17 protein-coding genes and 1 pseudogene are annotated in these 18,193 nt (G+C 64.7%); 5 read left to right on the top strand and 13 right to left on the bottom strand.

Going from position 1 to position 18,193, the window contains the following annotated elements; genetic code table 11:
• Positions 1-6 precede the first annotated feature (6 nt).
• From BGRAMDRAFT_RS21480 to flgB, 8 genes and pseudogenes are all read right to left on the bottom strand, one after another.
• Positions 7-1,187, bottom strand: a pseudogene (locus BGRAMDRAFT_RS21480) (flagellar basal body P-ring protein FlgI).
• Positions 1,188-1,189: 2 nt separating this feature from the next.
• Positions 1,190-1,888, bottom strand: coding sequence for a flagellar basal body L-ring protein FlgH (gene flgH / locus BGRAMDRAFT_RS21475; protein WP_006050925.1), 699 nt, complete (start codon positions 1,886-1,888; stop codon positions 1,190-1,192).
• A 37-nt stretch (positions 1,889-1,925) separates the two neighbouring features.
• A complete protein-coding gene (gene flgG, locus BGRAMDRAFT_RS21470) occupies positions 1,926-2,714 on the bottom strand; it encodes a flagellar basal-body rod protein FlgG (protein WP_006050924.1) in 789 nt (262 codons plus the stop codon).
• 35 nt (positions 2,715-2,749) lie between these two features.
• Complete coding sequence (gene flgF, locus BGRAMDRAFT_RS21465; RefSeq protein WP_006050923.1) at positions 2,750-3,508, bottom strand: flagellar basal-body rod protein FlgF; 759 nt, start codon at positions 3,506-3,508, stop codon at positions 2,750-2,752.
• Between the two features lie 20 nt (positions 3,509-3,528).
• Positions 3,529-5,037, bottom strand: a complete 1,509-nt coding sequence (locus BGRAMDRAFT_RS21460; protein WP_006050922.1) for a flagellar hook protein FlgE — start codon at positions 5,035-5,037, stop codon at positions 3,529-3,531.
• Between the two features lie 49 nt (positions 5,038-5,086).
• Positions 5,087-5,818 carry a flagellar hook assembly protein FlgD gene (flgD, locus tag BGRAMDRAFT_RS21455; protein WP_006050921.1) on the bottom strand — a complete coding sequence of 244 codons (732 nt, stop codon included), beginning with the start codon at positions 5,816-5,818 and terminating at the stop codon, positions 5,087-5,089.
• A gap of 10 nt (positions 5,819-5,828) precedes the next feature.
• Positions 5,829-6,254 carry a flagellar basal body rod protein FlgC gene (gene flgC / locus BGRAMDRAFT_RS21450; protein WP_029970946.1) on the bottom strand — a complete coding sequence of 142 codons (426 nt, stop codon included), beginning with the start codon at positions 6,252-6,254 and terminating at the stop codon, positions 5,829-5,831.
• A 113-nt stretch (positions 6,255-6,367) separates the two neighbouring features.
• On the bottom strand, positions 6,368-6,859 hold the full coding sequence (flgB, locus tag BGRAMDRAFT_RS21445; protein ID WP_006050919.1) for a flagellar basal body rod protein FlgB: 492 nt from the start codon (positions 6,857-6,859) through the stop codon (positions 6,368-6,370).
• A 216-nt stretch (positions 6,860-7,075) separates the two neighbouring features.
• Here flgB and flgA point away from each other — a divergent pair, with 216 nt between their 5' ends.
• The 5 genes from flgA to BGRAMDRAFT_RS21425 all read left to right on the top strand — a co-directional run bounded on the left by flgA (position 7,076) and on the right by BGRAMDRAFT_RS21425 (position 10,730).
• Positions 7,076-8,674 carry a flagellar basal body P-ring formation chaperone FlgA gene (flgA, locus tag BGRAMDRAFT_RS21440; RefSeq protein WP_006050918.1) on the top strand — a complete coding sequence of 533 codons (1,599 nt, stop codon included), beginning with the start codon at positions 7,076-7,078 and terminating at the stop codon, positions 8,672-8,674.
• A 153-nt stretch (positions 8,675-8,827) separates the two neighbouring features.
• The gene (flgM, locus tag BGRAMDRAFT_RS21435) at positions 8,828-9,181 is read left to right on the top strand and encodes a flagellar biosynthesis anti-sigma factor FlgM (protein WP_006050917.1); all 354 of its coding nucleotides are present in this window, start codon (positions 8,828-8,830) and stop codon (positions 9,179-9,181) included.
• 94 nt (positions 9,182-9,275) lie between these two features.
• A complete protein-coding gene (locus BGRAMDRAFT_RS21430) occupies positions 9,276-9,725 on the top strand; it encodes a flagella synthesis protein FlgN (protein WP_006050916.1) in 450 nt (149 codons plus the stop codon).
• A gap of 415 nt (positions 9,726-10,140) precedes the next feature.
• On the top strand, positions 10,141-10,323 hold the full coding sequence (locus BGRAMDRAFT_RS33835; RefSeq protein WP_006050915.1) for a type II toxin-antitoxin system HicA family toxin: 183 nt from the start codon (positions 10,141-10,143) through the stop codon (positions 10,321-10,323).
• The gene (locus BGRAMDRAFT_RS21425) at positions 10,320-10,730 is read left to right on the top strand and encodes a type II toxin-antitoxin system HicB family antitoxin (RefSeq protein WP_006050914.1); all 411 of its coding nucleotides are present in this window, start codon (positions 10,320-10,322) and stop codon (positions 10,728-10,730) included. The genes BGRAMDRAFT_RS33835 and BGRAMDRAFT_RS21425 overlap by 4 nt, the downstream gene beginning before the upstream one ends.
• 137 nt (positions 10,731-10,867) lie before the next feature.
• On the opposite strand, the gene BGRAMDRAFT_RS21420 is transcribed toward BGRAMDRAFT_RS21425, so the two are convergent.
• From BGRAMDRAFT_RS21420 to flhB, 5 genes are all read right to left on the bottom strand, one after another.
• A complete protein-coding gene (locus BGRAMDRAFT_RS21420; RefSeq protein WP_006050913.1) occupies positions 10,868-11,602 on the bottom strand; it encodes an RNA polymerase sigma factor FliA in 735 nt (244 codons plus the stop codon).
• A gap of 28 nt (positions 11,603-11,630) precedes the next feature.
• Positions 11,631-12,500 (bottom strand): AAA family ATPase, encoded by an 870-nt coding sequence (locus BGRAMDRAFT_RS21415; RefSeq protein ID WP_006050912.1) that lies wholly within the window; start codon positions 12,498-12,500, stop codon positions 11,631-11,633.
• Positions 12,493-14,499, bottom strand: coding sequence for a flagellar biosynthesis protein FlhF (flhF, locus tag BGRAMDRAFT_RS21410; RefSeq protein WP_044021572.1), 2,007 nt, complete (start codon positions 14,497-14,499; stop codon positions 12,493-12,495). Before flhF ends, BGRAMDRAFT_RS21415 begins: the two co-directional genes overlap by 8 nt.
• A 312-nt stretch (positions 14,500-14,811) precedes the next feature.
• On the bottom strand, positions 14,812-16,914 hold the full coding sequence (gene flhA, locus BGRAMDRAFT_RS21405) for a flagellar biosynthesis protein FlhA (RefSeq protein WP_006050910.1): 2,103 nt from the start codon (positions 16,912-16,914) through the stop codon (positions 14,812-14,814).
• Positions 16,911-18,116 carry a flagellar biosynthesis protein FlhB gene (gene flhB / locus BGRAMDRAFT_RS21400; protein ID WP_006050909.1) on the bottom strand — a complete coding sequence of 402 codons (1,206 nt, stop codon included), beginning with the start codon at positions 18,114-18,116 and terminating at the stop codon, positions 16,911-16,913. The genes flhA and flhB overlap by 4 nt, the downstream gene beginning before the upstream one ends.
• Positions 18,117-18,193: the final 77 nt, after the last annotated feature.

The following is an 18,193-nucleotide window of genomic DNA, read 5'->3' as shown; positions in this document are numbered from 1 at the left end:
TCTTCCTTAGATGATTTCCAGGTCGGCGCGCAGAGCGCCCGCCGCTTTCATCGCCTGCAGGATCGACATGAGATCCGCGGGCGTCGCACCCAATGCGTTGAGCCCCTTCACGACTTCGGCGAGGTTCGCGCCGGCCGTCACCATCTTGAGCGCGCCGTTGTCCTGCTTCATCTGAATCTGCGACTGCTTCGCGACGACCGTCTGGCCGTTCGAGAATGCGCCCGGCTGGCTCACCACCGGCTGCGTGTTGATCACGACCGACAGATTGCCGTGCGCGACCGCGCAGCTCTGCAGCGTGACCATCTGGTTCATCACGATGGAGCCGGTGCGCGCGTTGAGAATCACCTTCGCGGCTGCTGCGCCGGTTTCACATCAAGGTTCTGCAATTGCGCCATGAAGGCGACCTGCTGCTCGGGATCGCTCGGCGCGCGCAGTTGAATCGTGCGGCCGTCAAGCGCCGTCGCCGTGCCGCCGCCGAATGCGTTGTTCACCGCGGCCACCACGCGCTGCGTGGTGTCGTAGTCCATTTCATTCAGGTCGAGCTGCATCGTGCCCGCTTGCGACACCGAGGTCGGCACCGCGCGCTCGACGATCGCGCCGCCCGCAATGCGGCCCGCCGCCAGCGTATTGACCTGCACCTTGCTGCCGTTCGCGCTTGCGCCCGCGCCGCCGACCGCGAGATTGCCCTGGCCGAGCGCGTACACCTGGCCGTCGGCGCCCTTGAGCGGCGTGAGCAAAAGCGTGCCGCCGCGCAGGCTCTTCGCATTGCCGAGCGACGACACCGTGATGTCGATCTGTTCGCCCGGACGCGCGAACGGCGGCAGCACCGCCGTCACCATCACCGCCGCGACGTTCTTCAACTGGATGTTCGACAGCGACGATTGCTGGTTGCTCGAACCGGCCGCCTGGTTGTTGATCGAGATGCCGAGGTTCGCCAGCATGTTGGCGAGCGTCTGCGTGGTGAACGGCGTTTGCGTGGTCTGGTCGCCCGTGCCGTCGAGACCGACGACGAGGCCGTAGCCGATCAGCGGATTGTCGCGCACGCCCTGGATCTGCACGAGGTCTTTCAGACGCTCCGCATGAGCGGGCGTCGCCGCCGGCAGCGCCGCACACGCGAGCGCGACGAAGGCGAGCGTCCGGCCGATCCTGCCGGCAAGCGCTGAGAAGCGGAATGAAACAGTACCCATGATCACCACGGCGACACGTTAAGGAAGAAGCGTTGCAGCCAGCCCATGTTCTCCGCTTCGTCGACATAGCCCTTCGCGGAGTATTCGATTTTGGCGTCGGCCACCTGCGTGGAGTACACGGCGTTCAGGTTCGAGATCGTGTTCGGATTGACGACGCCCGAGAAGCGCACAAACTCGTTGCCCTGGTTGATCAGCATCTGCTTTTCGCCGCTGACCATCAGATTGCCGTTCGGCAGCACACCGGTCACCGTCACGGTGATCGTGCCGTTGAACGTGTTCGACGCGTTAGCGCCGCCTGTCGAGGTGAACTTGTTGGCGCCGCTCGCGCTCAGGTTCGCCTTGCCGAACAGGCCGCCGAGGAAGCCCGCGGTCGGCACGTCGAAGCTCGTCGTGCCGTTGCGGTTCACGCCCGCGCCGGAAGACTTCGTCGCGTTGACGTTTTCCTGAATCACGATCGTCAGGATGTCGCCGACATTGCGCGGCCGCTGGTCTTCGAACAACGGCCGGCCCGCGTAACCCGGGTTGTAGATCGAGCCGGGCGACTGCGCTTGCGGCGGCATCGGCGGCATGGCCGTCATCGGCTGCTGCGTGATCGGCTGCTTCGGCACGAGGCCGCAACCGCCGAGCGCGGCGAGCAGCGTGAGCTGCACGAGCGCCGCGGCCATGCGCGAACGAACCGGATTACGAGTGAAGTACGACATCTTGATTACCGCCTGTTAATTCCTGCTGGCTACCGCGTTAAATCTGCATCTGGCTAAGCGTCTGCAACATCTGGTCGGACGTCGTCACGGCCTTGCTGTTGATTTCGTAAGCGCGCTGCGTCTGGATCATGTTCACCAGTTCCTGCACCACGTTCACGTTCGATGCTTCCACGTAGCCCTGATTCAACGTGCCCGCGCCGTTCAGGCCAGGCTGCGCGACGTTCGGCGCACCCGACGATGCCGTTTCCGCGAACAGGTTTTCACCCTTGGCGTCGAGACCGGCCGGGTTGATGAAGGTCGCGATCTGCATCGAGCCGAGCTGCTGGCTGTTGGTCGAGCCCGCAACCGTGATCGACACCACGCCGTCGCTGCCGATGGTCAGCGACGTCGCGTTGGTCGGCACCGTGATCGCCGGGATCACCTGGTAGCCGCTCGACGTGACGAGCTGGCCTTGCGCGTTGGTCTGAAACGAGCCGTCGCGCGTATAGGCCGTGGTGCCGTCGGGCATCTGCACCTGGAAAAAGCCCTGGCCGTTGATGGCGACGTCTTTCGAGTTGCCCGTTTGCTGCAGATTGCCCTGCGTGTACAGACGCTCGGTGGCGACCTGCTGCACACCCGTGCCGAGCTGGATGCCGGACGGCAGTTCGGTGTTCTGCGTCGAGTTCGCGCCAGGCTGGCGGACGGTCTGATACAGCAGATCCTCGAACACCGCGCGCGAGCCCTTGAAGCCGTTGGTGCTGACGTTCGCGAGGTTGTTCGAGATCACGTCCATCTGCGACTGTTGCGCATTCATGCCGGTAGCGGCGATGTAAAGTGAGCGATTCATATTCTTTCTCTCTCCAGGGGCGCGTGAGCGGCCCGTTAGCTAAAGCTCAGCAACTGGTTAGCCGACTGATCGTTCTTGTCGGCGCTTTCCAGCAGCTTGGTCTGCATCTGGAACTGGCGCGCGTTGGTGATCATCGAGACCATCGCGCTAACCGGATTCACGTTGCTTCCTTCAAGCGATGCCGGCGCGACCGCCACGGCCGGATCGGCGTCGGCGGGATTGCCGTCGGCGGTGCGAAACAGGCCGTCGTCGCCGCGCGTCAGCGTTTGCGGATCGGGATTGACCAGCTTGAGCTGATCGATCGTCACCACGGCGGTCGGCGGATCGCCGGGCGTGAGCGCGGTCACGGTGCCGTCGTGGCCGATGGTGATCTGCGCGCCCGGCGGCACCGAGATCGGCCCGCCGTTGCCGAGCACCACCTGATTCGTGGCGTTCACGAGCTGGCCGTTCTGGTCGACGTGAAGATTGCCGGCGCGCGTGTAGGCCTCGTTGCCGTCGGCGGTTTGCACGGCGAGCCAACCCGGCCCTTCGATGGCGACGTCGAGTGGATTGCCCGTCTGCTGGATCGGGCCGGGCGTGTAGTCCGCGCCCGGCGTCGACGACAGCACGAAGGTACGCGTGGTGTTGTCGTTGATCGAACTGCCGTCGCCGAACGACATCGGCACGGCGCGAAAAGTCGCCAGCTGCGCGCGAAAACCGGTGGTCGACGCGTTCGCCAGATTGTTCGCAACGATGGCCTGCTGTTCGAGCGCTTGTGTGCTGCCCGACATCGCGGTGTAGATCAGCCGATCCATGATGGGTCCGTCCTGCTCGCTTACAGGTTGATGAGCGTCTGGTCGACGGTCTGCTGCGTCTTGATCGTCTGCGCGTTCGCCTGATAGTTGCGTTGCGCGGTGATCAGGTCCACCAGCTCGCTCGTCAGATCCACGTTCGAGTTCTCGACCGCGCCGCCTTGCAGCACGCCGTGATTGGTCGAACCCGGCGCCGAAATCTGCGCGACGCCCGATTGCGACGTCTGCTGGAATTCGTTGTTGCCGAGGTTCACGAGACCGTTCTGGTTCGAGAAGTTGGCGAGCACGATCTGGCCGAGCGCCGCGGTCTGCTGGTTCGAGTAGTTGCCGGTCAGCGTGCCGTCGGCGCCGATCGTAAAGCTCGTCAGCGTACCGGCCGCGTAGCCGTCGGGCTGCAGCGAGTTCACGCCGTCCTTGCCGCCATACTGCGTGGTGCCGGCAATGTTGAGCGTCAGCGCCTGGGGCGTTGCCGAGCCGTCGGTGGTCGGCACCGAGAAGTTGAACACGTACGGCGTGGTGGTCGCCGTGCCGGAAGCGTCGGTCGTGCCGAGCAGCGTGCCCGACGAATTGAAGTTCGCGTGGCCCACGAGCGACGCCGTGCCCGTCGACACGCCGGCGTACACGTCCCACGTGCCGGCCGCGGTCTTGGCGAAATACATGTTGACCGTCTGCGAACCGCCGAGCGTGTCGTAGACCGTCGTGCTGGTCGAGTAGTTATACGTCGACGAGCTGTTCTGGTTGAAGGCCACCGGCGTCGGCGCGATCGCGTAGCTGTCGCCGGTCGCGGGCACGCCGTTGAACGTGACCGTCTGGCCGTTGCCGAGCGAGATCGGCGAGCCGGCCGTGTAGGTGCCGGTCGTCGAGGTGCCGAGCGTCGTGTCGGTCACCGTGTAGGCCGTCGCGCTGGTGAACGTGACGGTGTAGTTGTCCTTGTTCGTGCCCGACGCCGTGTTGGTAATCGTCGCGCCAGGCGTGGTCAGCGTGCCCGCGTTCGTCGTGGCCGCGGTGACGCTCGGCGTGCCGAGCATCAGCGGGTCTTGCGCATTCAGGTTCAGGCCGGCGGCAATGTTAGTGGTCGCCTTCGGCGCGATGTTCGCGGTCGGCACGCTCAGCGGCACGGTCTGCGCAGTGTTGATGACGCCCGTGCTGTTCGCCGCATAGCCCATCAGTTGCAGGCCCTGCGCGTTCGTGATGAAGCCGTTCTTGTCGAGCTGGAACACGCCGTTGCGCGAATACACGAGCGAGCCGTTGTTCGACAACTGGAAGAAGCCGTTGCCGTTAATCGCGACGTCGAGCGCCTGGTTCGTGCTCGTGATCGTGCCTTGCGAAAACTGCTGCTGCACTTCCGAGAGCTTCGTGCCGATGCCGATCTGGTTGCCCACGGCCGTCGCCACCGAATTCGCGTACATGTCGGCGAATTGCGCCGCGCCGCTCTTGAAGCCAACGGTATTCGCGTTGGCGATGTTGTTGCCGATCACGTCGAGATCGCTCGACGATGCGGACAAACCACTCAAACCTTGTTGGTAACCCATGACGGTCTCCGTGTCTGGAAAGTCGTAACTGACTGAATCTGAATCTGGATCAGAGGATGGCGGCCACGTTGGTCAGCCCGACCGTCGTGCCGTTCGACAGCACGAGGCCCGGCGTACCGTTGCTCTGCATGACGACGCTTTGCACCGTCGAGCTTGCGAGCGTGGTAGCCGTGGCCTGCTGGCCGTTGATCGTGCCGACCGCGCTGATCGTGTAGTTGCCGTCGGGCAGCGCGTTGCCGGCCGAGTCGGTCGGCGTCCAGCCCACCGGAATCGTGCCCGCGGACTGCTTGCCGAGATCGATCGTCTTGACGATCTGGCCCGCCGAGTTCTTCACGACGACTTGCAGGTCGTTCACCGAATTGGCGAGTTGCACGCCGAACGCGCCGGCCTTGCCGCTCGCGACCGACACCGAGCTTCCCGGCGCGAGCACGGTCGAGCCGATCAGCAGCGCGGCTTGCGACTGCTGGCCTGCCGACATCTGCGTCGCGAGCGAGCTCAACGTCGTGTTCAACTGGCTGATGCCGGACACGGTGTTGATCTGGGCGAGCTGCGAGGTCATCTGCGAGCTGTCCATCGGATTGGTCGGATCCTGGTTCTTCAACTGCGCGACGAGCAGGCTCAGGAAGGTGTTCTGCAGATCGGTCGCCGAGGTGCCGGACGTGCCGGACGTCGAACTCGTCGAGCTGCTCGAGCTGGACGCGCTGTTCGTGCCGTTCATCGTATCGAGCAGCGTTTGCGACACGGTCGTGCCGTTGTTGCCGATGGTGGTGCTGGTGGTCAAGGGGCTCTCCTCAGGTTCCGATCGTGAGCGTTTTCAGCATCAGGGTCTTGGCGGTGTTCAGCGTCTCGACGTTGGCCTGGTACGAGCGCGACGCCGAAATCATGTTCACCATTTCCTGCACCGGATCGACGTTCGGCAGCGTGACGTAGCCGTCTGCGTTGGCCGCCGGATTGCCGGGGTCGTAGGCGGTCTTCATCGGCGTCGGGTCGTCGACCACGCCGGTGACCTGCACGCCGCCGACCTGCTGGCCGGAGCCCGTGCGCGCGCCGCCAATCGGCGCAACCCCGAACACGACCTGCTTGGCCTTGTACGGCTGACCGTCCGGGCCGGTCGTGCTGTCGGCGTTGGCGAGGTTCGACGCCGTCACGTTGAGCCGTTGCGACTGCGCCGACATCGCGGAGCCTGCAACACCAAATATGTTCATCAAAGAAGGCATGTTTGCTGACCTTTCCTGCCGGTTAGAGCCGGCTTCAAATGAGTTCCCGTAGCGATTGTTCTTGCGTACTGCGTGTTGCTTTGCGTGCGGACCGTTATCCGGCCGTTAGCCGCTTACGAGCCCGACTGGATCGCCGACAGCATCGTCTTGATCTGGCTCGACAGCACCGTCATGCCCGATTCGAAGTGCAACGTGTTGTCCGCGAACTGCACGCGCTCGGTGTCCAGGTCGACGGTGTTGCCGTCGAGCGCCGGTTGCGTCGGTACGCGGTATTGCAGATTGCGGTAGTCGTCGGGCGAGCCGCCCGCGGGGCTCAACGTCGACTTGCCGGACATGTGGCCCTGCGCGGTCGCCGCCATCGACATTCCGCTCGTCACGCCGGCCGGTTGCGCAAGCGGCAGCGTCGCGGTGTTGGACGCGGTGTGGCCGGCCGCGCCGGTCTTTTTCAGCGCGCCCGCAAGCGACGAAGCGAAGTCGACGTCGCGCGCCTTGTAGCCGGGCGTGTCGGCATTGGCGATGTTCGACGACAGGAGCTCCTGACGGTAAGCGCGCACATCGAGCGCTTCACGTCCAAAGGCGAATTCGGCATCGAGTTTGTCCAGCATAAGAATCTCCGGAGAACGGTCCCGAGGCTTCCCGTGCACCTCGCGTGAGGGCTGCATCGAGCGGGAAAGCCTTTTTGCATGAGGTGCATCTTATGGGCGGCACGCAAGCAGCAATCGGACGAATAACCGGGAAAGGGGGCTTCTATTCAACGTTTGCGCAAAGGGCACGCTCAATAGAATGCAAGGCGTACCGAATGCATTCGATGGAGAACCGCGATGGACCAGCCCACTTTCGATCCGACGCCCCGCGCAAGAAGCGCGGCGGGGCATCGCATGAGTGCGGCCGTGTTGCGCGTGGTTACGAGACTTGTGGTGGGGTCGTCGCTGGCGGTGTCTGTGGCTGGCGGCGTCGCGCTGTTCGCGAATGCTGCGCATGCTGGCGAGGCGGACGGCCCGATCGTGATTGCCGGTCCCAACGAACAGAACCCGGCGGCGCTCGCCGCGCTTGCAGAACGTATGCAGGCGACGCCAGCAAAACGCACGGGCTCGGCGGCCACGCTCGCCGCGGCCACCGCGCAATCGCTGGGCCGTGGCCCGTCGACCCGCGACGCCGATCCATTCGCGCGCGCCGCTAATGCGAGCGGCTCTATTGTCATTGCGGGCGCCGGCGAAACGCCTGCCGCGCCGCAGATGATTCGCACGAATTTCAAGCCGGATGCAAACGGCGTCGTTACTATTCCCGCGCCGGGCCGTGGCGGTTCGGCGAACCTTGGCGATACGGCAAGTCCGACCGACGCGCCCGCGCGCGCCAACGTCAGTATTAATGCGATGCAGGCTTCGCGCCGCGTCGTGCCGGTTGTCGTCACGCCAGCGCCGTCGACGAATAGCGCGAGAGACGCCGCGGGCGTTCAGCCGGTCGCGGTCAATGCGCCGTCGAGCGCGATGAGCCGCGCAGCGGTCGGTGTTTCGGGAACTGCGGCATCGGCGGACTCCTCGGTGAACGACGGCTTCGAAACGCTCGCATCGCGCGGCGAGCCGCCGCAGTTCGGCGCGGACGGCAAACCGGTCGCGCAGCGCTCTAAAGCGTCGGCGAATTCCACGAATACTGCGGCTGCTCGCGTGTCGGCGACGCGGGCCGTTGCATCAGCGGTTGCGCCAGCGGCAACGGTCGCATCCGCGCCCGCGCAGCAGAATCCGCGCACGGCTGCGACTACGATTGCGGCTGCCGCTGCGCAACCCGCGCCGCTCCCCGGCCAGCAAGACCCCGAAGCGATCCGGGCCGTCGCGCTTGCGTTCCTGCAACAGCAATCGGCGGGATTGCCGGGCAAGGTGGACATCACGGTCGCCCCCGCGTTTCCGCGCGGTCTCGCGGCTTGCATGATGCTCGAGCCGTTCATGCCGAGCGGCGCGCGCCTGTGGGGCCGCGTGACCGTCGGTGTGCGCTGCGCGGGCCAGCGTCCGTGGACGATTTATCTGCAGGCGCGCGTTTCGCTGCACGCCACGTATTACCTCGCGAGCCGCGCGATGTCGGCCGGTGAAGTCCTCACCGCCGCCGATCTCGTCGCGCGCGAGGGCGATCTGACGGGCTTGCCGCAGGCCATCGTCACCGACCCGTCGCAGGCGCTCGGCTCGGTCACTTTGACGCGCGTTTCCGCCGGCATGCCGCTGCGCCGCGACATGCTGAAAAGCGCGTCGGCGGTATCGATCGGACAAACCGTGCGCGTCGTCGCGGCCGGCGACGGTTTTGCGATTTCGGCGGAAGGCAGCGCGATGAACAACGCGTCGCCCGGTCAGCAGGTTCGCGTGAAGACCGCCAACGGCCAGGTCATCTCGGGCATCGTCAAGGACGGTTCGACGGTGGAGATTCAACTGTGAAACACAACGATCCGCGCGTGGCGAGCGTTTGCGCCGCGCCGCCCGTATCAGGGCCGGATCGTCTTGATAGACAAGGAAAAAGCTGGAGCGATTGCGCTAAAGTTTTGATCGACGCTTGCCGTTATCAGAATCAAATCGTAGAGGAAGCCAATCGTGAAAGTCGATTCCCAAACCAAGTCGAATCTGCCGACGTTGAAAGATGCCGTGTCCCGCCCGCAGCAAGGCGACGCGGCGCCCGCGAACAGCGGCGCGCAGACCGCGAGCACTGCCTCGCAAACCAGTTCCAGCGGCTCGGGCGACGCCAGCGTCAGCCTGTCGGGTCTGTCGCAGCATTTGCGCAGCCTCGCGGCGTCCGGCTCGGCCGACATCGACACGGCGCACGTCGAGTCGATCAAGCAGGCCATCAAGGACGGCACGCTCCAGATCGACTCCGGCAAGATCGCCGACGGCGTGCTGAGCACCGCGCGCGAACTGTTGCAGAACAAATCCTCGTCGACCGGCAATTAATCGACGCATCGAAGTACGGTGAATGGCCGGGCGGCGTTCGACAAACCCGGCTCGCAAATCCAGCGCGAGCCGCCGTTTTCAGCGAGTTGTTGAGATGAAAGACGCCCTGCTTGCCACCCTCATCGAAGAGTATTCCGCCGTCGAGGCGTTCGCCTCGGTTCTGACGCTGGAGACGAAGGCGCTTACTGCCTTGTCGCCGGTCGAACTGCTGCCCTCGGTCATCGAGAAAAAGACCGCGCTGATCGGCGAGCTCGCGCAGCTCGAGGCCCGCCGCGACGAACTGCTCGCCGGCATGGGTTTTCCGGGCGGCTGGGCCGGCATGGAACTCGCCGCCAGCACGGACGAGCGGCTCGCCGCGCAATGGTCGCTGCTGCAAAAAGCCGCCGAACGCGCGCGCCGCGCCAATACGAACAACGGTGAGCTGATTCGCGTGCGCATGGACTACAACCAGCGGGCGCTGGAAGCATTGCAGGTGGTGGTGCCGAAGAAGGCCGGCTTCTATGGCCCGGATGGTCGTATTCCGGCGCGGGCAGCGGCGGTTTAGATCCCGCCCGGCTTCAGGCCTCTGCGTTTTCCGGCGACGCTGTCGGCGCGCGGGAGCGCGGTGCAGCCTCAGCGTGACCAACGCTAGCCACGGCTAGGGTGAGGCAGGCCACGTCACGCCAACGCCAACCGCGTCACGCCACATTAGCAAATCATCAAAAAGGGCTCGTCGCCACGACGAGCCCTTTCGTTTTTCAATCCCCTCGCGCACTCGCGCTCGCCTTCTCCTTGCACGTTGGCCATCCGGCCAGGTGGCATTAGTCCGCCGCAAGCGATCAAATCTTCCTTTTCCCCAACGAGGTTTTTGCTCCAGCAGCGGTGCCGTTTGCGCCCGTTTCCCAGGCGCCGTCACCCACGGCAGCAAATTCCACTCTAGCGAGGTTGTGTAATCGTGTGTATGATACGAGGAGTGCAGTATGAACAGCGGCGAGGTAGTCAAACTGATTCACGCGGCCGGTTGGCGGCTAATCCGAATATCGGGCAGCCATCACCATTTCCGGCACGCATTCAAAGCCGGGCTCGTGACCATCCCTCATCCAAAAAGGGATCTTCCGCCCGGCACGCTGAACAGCATCTTGAAACAGGCAGGGCTGAAATGAAAAACTTGATCTTTCCGGTCGGCATCGAGGCGGGCGACGCACAGCACGCGTTCGGCGTCGTCGTGCCGGATATTCCGGGCTGTCATTCGGCGGGAGACACGCTGGAAGAGGCTTACGCGAACGCGAAAGAAGCGATCGAGGCGCATCTGGATACGCTGCTCGACGAAGGCTTGCCGATTCCCGAAAGACTGACGCTGGACGAGCATCGGCGTAATCCTGACTACGCGGGTTTCACGTGGGGCTTCGTGACCACCCGGAACATTCCCGCGCTCAAGAAGGCGGTGCGCATCAACATCTCGTTACCCGAGGCGTTGGTGCATGAGATCGACAAATACGCGCAGGCGCACGGCATGTCGCGTTCCGCTTTTCTCGCGCTCGCGGCCGAGCACGAAATGGCGGACGCTTGAGAAGGTGCATGCAACGGGCGCGTGCAACGGCGTGTGCAACGCCCTCGCTTTGCAAATTCTCCGGCACACAACCGGTAACGCTATTGCCTCGCTATTGCGTTGTTACGCCTCGTTATACATCGGCGCGAGGCGGCCGCTCACGTCGCCTCGGCGTTGGCCCAGGCCATTTCACGCAGGCGCGTGCGCAAACGCGCCACTGCCTGGCTGTGTAGCTGACATACGCGCGACTCGCTGACTTCCATCACCGCGCCGATTTCGCGAAGGTTCATGCCGCGCTCATAATAGAGCGACATCAGGAGCTTCTCGCGTTCCGGCAAGCGGTCAATCGCCTCGACGAGCGCCGAGCGCAGGCTGTCGTCGAGCAAGGCCGAAAGCGGGTCCGAGTGATCGACGCAATAGCGGTCGAGAAACGGTTCGTCGTCGGCGGAACGGTCGAAGTCTTCGTAGTAGATCAGCTGGCTGCCGTGCAGGTCCTGCAGCATCGACTGATACTCGTCGAGCGGCATTTGCAGGTGTTCGGCAACCTCCGTTTCGCTCGCCGAGCGGCCCAGATTCTGCTCGACCTTGTGCACGGCCGTTTCCACTTCTCGCGAAGTGCGCCGCAAGCTGCGCGGCAACCAGTCGTTGCTGCGCAATTCGTCGAGCATCGCGCCGCGAATCCGCTGGCTCGCGTAGGTCTCGAACTGCGCGCCCTGATCTTCTTTATAGCGGCTCGCGGCATCGAGCAAGCCGATCATGCCGGCCTGGATCAGATCGTCCAGATCGACACTGGCCGGCATCTTGGCCACGAGCTGCAAGCCGAGCCGACGCACGAGCGGTGCGTACTTCGTCAAAACATCGGCTTGGGAAATCTTTCCCTGAGCGTTATACATCGTGCTCCCCTTGTCCTTGTGCCGCCACTCAGGCGTGCTGCGCAGACGGTTGGTCGGCGTGTTGCGCCGCTGAAACTGTCGCAGGCGCCATCCACGGCGTTTGCGACGACATCGCTGGCCGCATCGGCCAGTACTGCAATTCGGCTGCGAGGTGCCGGAAATCGCGCGCAGCCGGTGTCGACGGAAATGCGTCGACGACACAACGCGACAACTCTTCGGCTCGCGCCATCCGCGCATCGGCGGCAATGCAACCGGCGTCTTCGAGCGCCACCGCGAGGTAGCGGCTGGCCACGCCGGCCAGGTTTGCAAAAGCGGTGTGAGCGTCTTCCACGCTCTGCACGTGATTCACCAGCACGCGAAACTGCGCGATCGCGTGCGCGTAGTGCAGGCGCTTCATGCACGCGTATGCGTCGGTGATCGCCTGAGCGGCCATGCGCGTGACGATCATCACGTCGTGCGCCTGCATCGCGAGCGCCGACAGGTGCCCTTGCTGATCCAGTTGCGCATCGATCAGCACGACGTCGGCCGAGCCATGCAGCAGCACGCCGAACTGCGCCGCGCTATAACTCTCGCGATGCGCACGCGCGGCGGCCAGCACCGAGAAGCCGAGCGGATGCCGCGTGGCGGCGTCGTCGAGCGTCATCTCGCCGCGCATCACCGCGACAAAATTGCCCGCGCCGCGCACGCTGCCGGCGAGCGCGCTCACCGACTTCTCGCCCGTGCGCTCGTCGAGCACGAGCACGTCCTTGCCTTGCTGCGCGAGCGCCGCGGCGAGATTGATCACCGTGGTCGTGCAGCCCGCGCCCATCGACCCGCCGGTCACCGCAATCACGCGCGAGCCGCTGCGCGCGAGGAGGCGCCGCAGTCCTTCTGCCTGATCGGGGACGAGCTTATCCAAAGCGAACCTCATGCAGTTCGGCGGTCGAACGCGCGGAAAGCGCGGAGAGCAACGCGGGCACGTCGTCGTCATGCGGGACGAACGGCGAGTGATCGCGCGGAATGCAGAACGCGCTCTTGAGCAGGAAGCGTTTGGTCGCGACGTACAGGTTTTCCGGCACCTTCTGACCGGTCGACACGTAGTGCACCGGCAGCTTGTAGCGGATCACCGTATCGAGCACGCCGCCCAGGTTGGTGGCTTCGTCGAGCTTGGTCAGAATGCAGCCGGCGAGCGGCTGTTGATCCGGCCCGCGCTGATACGCCTGCACGACTTCGTTGAGCGTGTCGCCGTGGCTCGTTGCGTTGAGCAGCAACAGGCGCTGCACCGGCTGACCGGCGCGGCTCAGCATCGCGATCTGGTCGGAGACGAGGCGATCGCGCTGGCTCATGCCGATCGTGTCGATCAGCACGATGTGCTTGTTGCGCAGTTCGGAGAGCGCGAGTTGCAGGTCGGCGCTGTCTTTCACCGCGTGAACCGACACGCCGAGAATCTTGCCGAAAATGCGCAGTTGTTCGTGGCCGCCGATCCGGTAGCTGTCGGTGGTGAGCAATGCAACCTTGCTGGCGCCGAAGCGCATCACGCAGCGCGCGGCGAGCTTGGCGGTGGTCGTGGTCTTGCCGACGCCCGTCGGGCCCATCAGCGCGAAGACGCCGCCGCGTTCCATCAGCGTGTCTTCGTCTTCCATCACGGGCAGGTTCGAGGCGAGCACCGAGCGCACCCAGTCCATGCCGTCGTCCATGTTGTCGACGTCTTCAGGCAGGTTGTCGACCATCATCTGCACGAGCTGCGCCGAGAAACCGGCGGCGAACAGATGCTTGGTGAGCGCACCGTGCGACGGATTGCGGCGCTGGCGGTCGCCCCACATGAGGCCCGCGAACTGTTCTTCCATCATGCCGCGCAGCGAAGAAAGCTCGCTCATCACGGTTTCCTTGACGACCTGCTCCATGCGCGCCTTGATCGCTTCGGCGACGCCAGCGGGCGTGCGCGCGTCGTCGGTAGAAGACGTGGACGGCGATGAAGACGAAGACGGCGACGGCGCGAATTTCTGCGCAGCGCGGCGCGCGGCCACCTGTGCGGCTTCGCGAGCCCAATCGGGCGTGTTGTCCGCTTGCTGTGCAGTGGCGCGGCCGGGTTCGACGGCAGCGCCGAGGCCCCTGGCCATCGCGGCGGCCGGCGTGATCGCTGCCGGACGCGCGGCGTATTCACCGTGCGATTCGTGCTCGCCGGCGATGCGGCGTGCGTGATCGATCAGCCACGGATTCGACTCGGCCATCGTGCGCGGCCCGTCGACGTCGGAGGCCGAGGCAGCGGATGCGGACGGCACGCCCGCAGCCTTCAGCAGATCGGCGCGCATGTCGTCGTTCAAACGCGCGGCTGCGGCGCGCGCGCTCGGCTGGCCGACGTGGATCTGTTGCGATTGCGGCGCCGGCGAATGCTTCGCGGCCGCCGCTGTCGTGTTCATCGTATTCGCCGCGGCCGTGGCCGCGGATGCGCCCTTGCGCGCGTCGACCTGTGCGGCGGACGGCTTGGCGGCATTCATCGCCGCACTCGGAACGATCCTCGCGGCAGGCTGCGCATCGTGGCCGCCTGCGAGCGCCGGGTCGGCGAAGCCGCCCGCCGTCTCGGTCCCGGCTTCCGGGCTCGCGCCGAACACCGACGAGAACACGTCCGGCATGCCGCTCGCGTACGGATTGGCCTGCATCGGCTGAGCCGCGGACATCGCGCGCGGAGCGGCTTGCGCGGCCACCATATTCGTCGATGCGGAGTGCGCTGCGCTCGCATCGGCGCGCGGAGCCTTCGGCGTGATCGCCGCGAGGTCGCTGTCGGCCAATGCGACGATCTCGACACTGCCGTCGTCCATGGTTCGATTGGACAGCACGACCGCGTCGGCGCCCAGTGCTTCGCGCACGAGACGCAGTGCGTCGCGACTGGTGGCACCGATAAATTTACGAATGTTCAAGCTGGACCCCCGATGAGGTAAACGGACTGACGGACCGGCAACACACCGCTTCCCATTGAGATCATTATTGCGAAAGCCCTCGACCGACGATCGGTGGATAAAGGCCGTTAAACGTGGGTAATTCGGACGATGGACGCACGCCGCGATTAACGCGCTCACGTCGGCACAAGACGCCGCCCCGCGTGCGAGCGTGCCTTGCGAGCGAAGCATGGACTCGCCCATGCATGAGCGGTGCGAAAAGTCAGGCGCGGAAATGAAAACCGGCGCCCACAGGCGCCGACCGATAACTGGAACGTGAAGCCGGATCGCGCGTTAACCGTGCGCGCCGATCAGATTCACGACCTTGATGTTGCGCGTATCGGGCACTTCCGCATACGACAGCACCTTCAACTGCGGCAGGCTGCGGCGCAGGAAGCGCGCGAGCATCGGCCGCAATGCGTGCTGCACGAGCAGCACCGGCGCAAGTCCCATGTTCTGCTGACGGCTCATCGCCTTCTGCGTCTCAGTCATCAGCGTATGCGCGAGGCCGGGCTCGAGGCCAGGGTTGGAACCCGTCGACAGCGCCTGCGACAGCACGCGTTCGAGATTCGAGTCGAGGCCCATCACCTGCATGTCGCCGGTGCCGGGGAACCACTGCTGCGTGATCGCGCGGCCCAGCGCAAGACGCACGGCGGCGGTGAGATCGTGCGCGTCGGTGATCTTCGGCGTATGTTCGGACAGTGCTTCGAGAATCGTGCGCAGATCGCGAATCGGCACGCCTTCTTCGAGCAGGTTTTGCAGCACCTTTTGCAGCGTCGTGAGCGGCAGCGTCTTCGGCACCAGATCGTCGACGAGCGACGGCGTGTCCTTCTGCATCCGCTCGAGCAGCGCCTGCACTTCGCGGCGGCCGAGCAGTTCGGACGCATGCGTGACCACGAGGTGATTCAGGTGCGTCGCGACCACCGTGCTCGAATCGACCACCGTGTAGCCGTACACCTGCGCCTGTTCGCGCAGATTCGTGTCGATCCAGATAGCCGGCAAGCCGAACGCCGGGTCTTGTGTCGGCGTGCCCGGCAGCGCGGCGGAAACCTGGCCCGGATTGATCGCGAGCCACTGGCCCGGATACGCCTCGCCGACGCCCACTTCCACGCCCTTGAGCGCGATCCGATAACCGTTCGGCCGCAACTCCAGGTTGTCGCGAATATGAATGACGGGCGGCAAGAAGCCGATTTCCTGCGCGAACTTCTTGCGGATGCTCTTGATCCGCTTGAGCAGTTCGCCGTCCGAATTCTTGTCGACGAGCGGAATCAGCCGGTAACCCACTTCGAGGCCGAGCGTGTCGATCATCGTCACGTCGTCCCAGCTTGCTTCGGCGTTCTCGACCGGCGTGACCGCGGCCGGCGCGACGTCGACGAGCGCCGTCGTGTTCTTGCGCTCTTCGGCGCGCTTCTTCATCGTGCGGCCGAGCTGGATCAGACCGCCGCCGAGAATCAGAAACGCGAAGTGCGGCATGCCCGGAATCAAACCCATCAGCACGAGAATGCAGCCGGTGATCATCAGCACGCGCGGGTTCGTGAAAAGCTGCCCGGTGAGTTGCGTGCCGATGTCTTCATTCGTTGCCACACGCGACACGATCACGCCCGCGGCCGTCGAAATCACGAGCGACGGAATCTGCGCGACGAGGCCGTCGCCGATGGTCAGCAGCGTGTAGTTCTTGCCCGCCGACGCGAAGTCCATGCCGTGCTGAACCATCCCGACGATCAACCCGCCGAAGATGTTGATCACCATGATGAGCAAGCCGGCGATCGCATCGCCGCGCACGAACTTGCTCGCGCCGTCCATCGAGCCGTAGAACTCGGCTTCCTGCGACACTTCCGCGCGACGCTTGCGCGCCTGCTCTTCGTTGATGAGACCGGCGTTCAGGTCGGCGTCGATCGCCATCTGCTTGCCGGGCATCGCGTCGAGCGTGAAGCGCGCGGACACTTCCGCGATCCGTCCCGCGCCCTTGGTGATCACCATGAAGTTGATGACCATCAGGATGATAAAGACGACGATACCGACCGCGAAGTTGCCGCCTACGAGGAAGTGACCGAACGACTCGATCACCTGGCCCGCGGCGTCAGGACCGGTATGGCCTTCGAGCAGCACGACACGCGTCGATGCGACGTTCAGCGAGAGCCGCAGCAACGTCGAGAACAGCAGCACGCTCGGGAAAGCGGCGAAGTCGAGCGGCTTCATCGTGTACATGCTGACGAGCAGCACCATCACGGAAAGCGCGATGTTGAAGGTGAACAGCAGATCCAGCAGGAACGGCGGCAACGGCAAAATCATCATGCCGAGGATCATGCAGATCAGCACCGGGCCTGCGAGGGCGCGTAAATTGGTGCCGCTCAAGGCATCGGGCCGTCGAGCGAGGAAACCGGCGCGAGCGTTCATGCGGAGGCTCCGTCTTCGTTAGCAGGGTTAAGCGTGTCGGCGGCTTCCTGATCGGCGTCTTCATCCGATACACCGCCCTTGTCGAGTTCCGCGGGCACTTCGAGCTCGGTCGGTGCGACCGGCACGTCGCCGCCTTCGGTCTTGAAGCGCCGCAACTGGTACACCCACGCGAGCACTTCCGCGACCGCGCCATACAACTGGCCGGGAATCTCACGATTGAGTTCGACGTTGTGATACAGCGCGCGCGCAAGCGGCGGCGCTTCCAGCAGCGGCACGTTGTTTTCGGCAGCGAGTTCGCGAATGCGCGCGGCCACGAGGTTCACGCCCTTCGCGACGACCTTCGGCGCGCGCATCTCGCCGTCCGTGTATTGCAGCGCGACCGCGAAATGCGTCGGGTTCGTGACCACGACGTCGGCCTTCGGCACCTGCGTCATCATGCGGCGGCGGGCAATCGCGCGCTGCTGCTGGCGAATCCGGCCTTTCACGTGCGGATCGCCTTCGCTTTCGCGATGCTCGCGCTTCACTTCTTCCTTGCTCATGCGCAGTTTCTTGTGGAACTGCCACAGTTGATACGGCACATCCAGCGCGGCGACGACGAACATGCCCGCGACCGTCATCCCGCAGCACACGGCGATCAGATGCACGGTGTTGGCGAGCGCGAGATGCAGCGGCTGCGTGGCGAGCGCGAGGATCTCCTCGCGCCGGTTCCAGATTGCCGTGCCGCCGATAATGCCCACCACCAGCGTCTTCGCGAGCGACATGGCGAGCTGGATCGGTCCGTTGATCGAAAAAATCTTGCCGAGGCCGGCGATCGGATTCAGGCGTTCGAACTTGGGCTCGAGGCCTTTCGTCGACAGTTGCCAGCCGCCCAGCGCCATCGGCGCGAGCAAGGCGGCCGCGCCCGTGACGGCGAGAATCGGCAGCAAGGCGTAGAGCCCTTCGCGGCTCGCCGCGCCCGCGCCGATCATCATGCGGTGCGTTTCAAAAGCGCCCGCGTGGTCGAACGTGAACGCCGCGCGCAGCATCGCCTGCAAATGCTCGCCGATGCTGTCCGACATGCCCCACACGCCGAAAAAGCCGGCGGCGAGCAGCGCGAACGTCGAAAGCTCCCGCGAACGCGCGATCTGCCCCTCCTCGCGCGCTTTCTGCAAGCGCCGAGGGGTGGCTGATTCGGTTTTTTCGAGGTCGCTTTCCTCTGCCACAAAGCTCTCCGGTTGGGCGAGGCACTGCGCCTCTTTCCAGTGAGAGCGATTATTCCCGCTCGGCGCAAGCACCGATC

The sequence above is a fragment of the Paraburkholderia graminis C4D1M genome, from assembly GCF_000172415.1.
Taxonomy (GTDB): Bacteria; Pseudomonadota; Gammaproteobacteria; order Burkholderiales; family Burkholderiaceae; genus Paraburkholderia; species Paraburkholderia graminis.
This window is presented reverse-complemented; position numbering and strand designations above follow the sequence as displayed.